This is a genomic window from Arthrobacter sp. 10T413_2 (assembly GCF_056394205.1).
Window position 1 is genome coordinate 1 of sequence record NZ_JBFTHK010000337.1, and the last position, 1,597, is coordinate 1,597.

2 protein-coding genes and 1 tRNA gene are annotated in these 1,597 nt (G+C 66.3%); all 3 read left to right on the forward strand.

The features are described from left to right. The first annotated feature begins 32 nt into the window (after nucleotides 1-32). A tRNA-Gly gene (locus AC1DBQ_RS23255) sits at nucleotides 33-106 on the forward strand. Between the two features lie 105 nt (nucleotides 107-211). After that, the gene (locus AC1DBQ_RS23260; protein ID WP_018774018.1) at nucleotides 212-361 is read left to right on the forward strand and encodes a hypothetical protein; all 150 of its coding nucleotides are present in this window, start codon (nucleotides 212-214) and stop codon (nucleotides 359-361) included. Next, complete coding sequence (locus AC1DBQ_RS23265; RefSeq protein ID WP_476930742.1) at nucleotides 358-1,518, forward strand: N(5)-(carboxyethyl)ornithine synthase; 1,161 nt, start codon at nucleotides 358-360, stop codon at nucleotides 1,516-1,518. The genes AC1DBQ_RS23260 and AC1DBQ_RS23265 overlap by 4 nt, the downstream gene beginning before the upstream one ends. Nucleotides 1,519-1,597 lie beyond the last annotated feature (79 nt).

Here is a 1,597-nt window from a genome sequence, read left to right on the forward strand (position 1 = left end):
CACTGCGGCTGTAGCTCAATGGTAGAGCCACTGCGGCTGTAGCTCAATGGTAGAGCGCTAGCTTCCCAAGCTTGATACGCGGGTTCGATTCCCGTCAGCCGCTCCAATCCTCTCCTCCGCCTCGGGCGCCGCCCCGCTCCGGCCTCCCATTAGGTTCCTACCTGTATCGTCAGAAGTCAGGAACCTCYTCGGTTCCGCTACAGGAGCAATCATGGCTGACAAGTCCCCCCGTCAAGCAGCATCCAAGAAATCCGGCAAATCCATCAAGGAAAAGCGCGCTGACAAGAGGGCCGCCTCAGCGCCGGCCAGCTCCCTCGACAAAGTGACCGCCGCCAAGACGGCGAGCCCCAAAAAGAAGTGATCGGGTCCCCGAACCGCCTCACCCTCGGCATCCTCGCCAGCACACGAAAACCCGACKAGCGACGCCTGCCCATCCATCCCCTGCACCTGGACCGCATCGCGCCKGAAATCMGGGAGCAGCTGATCCTTGAGGAAGGCTACGGCGAGCGTTTCGGCGTGTCGGACGAGCACCTCRCGTCCCTCGTGGGGCGCATCGCCCCGCGCCGGCAGCTGATGGCGGACGCCGACGTCGTCCTCCTGCCCAAGCCGCAGCCCGAAGACCTTGCCGAACTCCGCGACGGTCAGGTCCTCTGGGGCTGGCCGCACTGCGTCCAGGACCGGGCCATCACCCAGCTGGCGATCGATAAGAAACTCACGCTCATCGCCTTCGAGGCCATGAACCACTGGGCTAGCGACGGCGGCTTCGGCCTGCATGTCTTCCACAAGAACAACGAGCTCGCCGGCTACTGCTCCGTGCTGCATTCCCTGGCGCTGACCGGGTCCACCGGGGACTACGGCCGCCGGCTGAGCGCCGTCGTGATCGGCTTCGGCGCAACGGCCCGCGGCGCGGTAACTGCCTTGAACGCCCACGGCGTCCACGACGTGCAGGTGCTGACCAACCGCGGTGTTGCCGCGGTCGGCTCGCCCATCCACTCCGTCCGGATCGCGCAGTTCGACCACGACAGCAACGCGCCGTACCTCAGCGAGGTCATCACGGAGCGCGGGCGCGTGCCGCTGGCACCGTTCCTCGCCGAGAGCGACATCGTGGTCAACTGCACCCTGCAGGACCCCAACGCGCCGCTGACCTACCTGCGCACCGAGGACCTGGCCGCTTTCCGGCCCGGCAGCCTGATCGTGGACGTGTCCTGCGACGAGGGCATGGGGTTCAGCTGGGCGAAAACCACCTCCTTCGCCGAGCCGACGTTCAAGGTCGGCGACCACATCGACTACTACGCGGTGGACCACAGCCCGTCCTACCTCTGGGATTCCTCCAGCTGGGAGATCAGCGAGGCCCTGCTGCCGTTCCTCAAGACCGTGATCACCGGCCCCGAGGCCTGGACCGCGAACGAGACCATCCGCCGTGCGATCGAAATCCGCGACGGCGTCGTCCAGAACCCGGATGTGCTGCAGTTCCAGCACCGGGAGCCGGGCTACCCGCACGTKCCGCTGGCCGGATAGCGGCTACGGACGGTTTCAGCACCGTTCCCGGGTTTTAGCTGCGATATCGGACAGCCGCGGCGTGGATCCACGCCGCGGC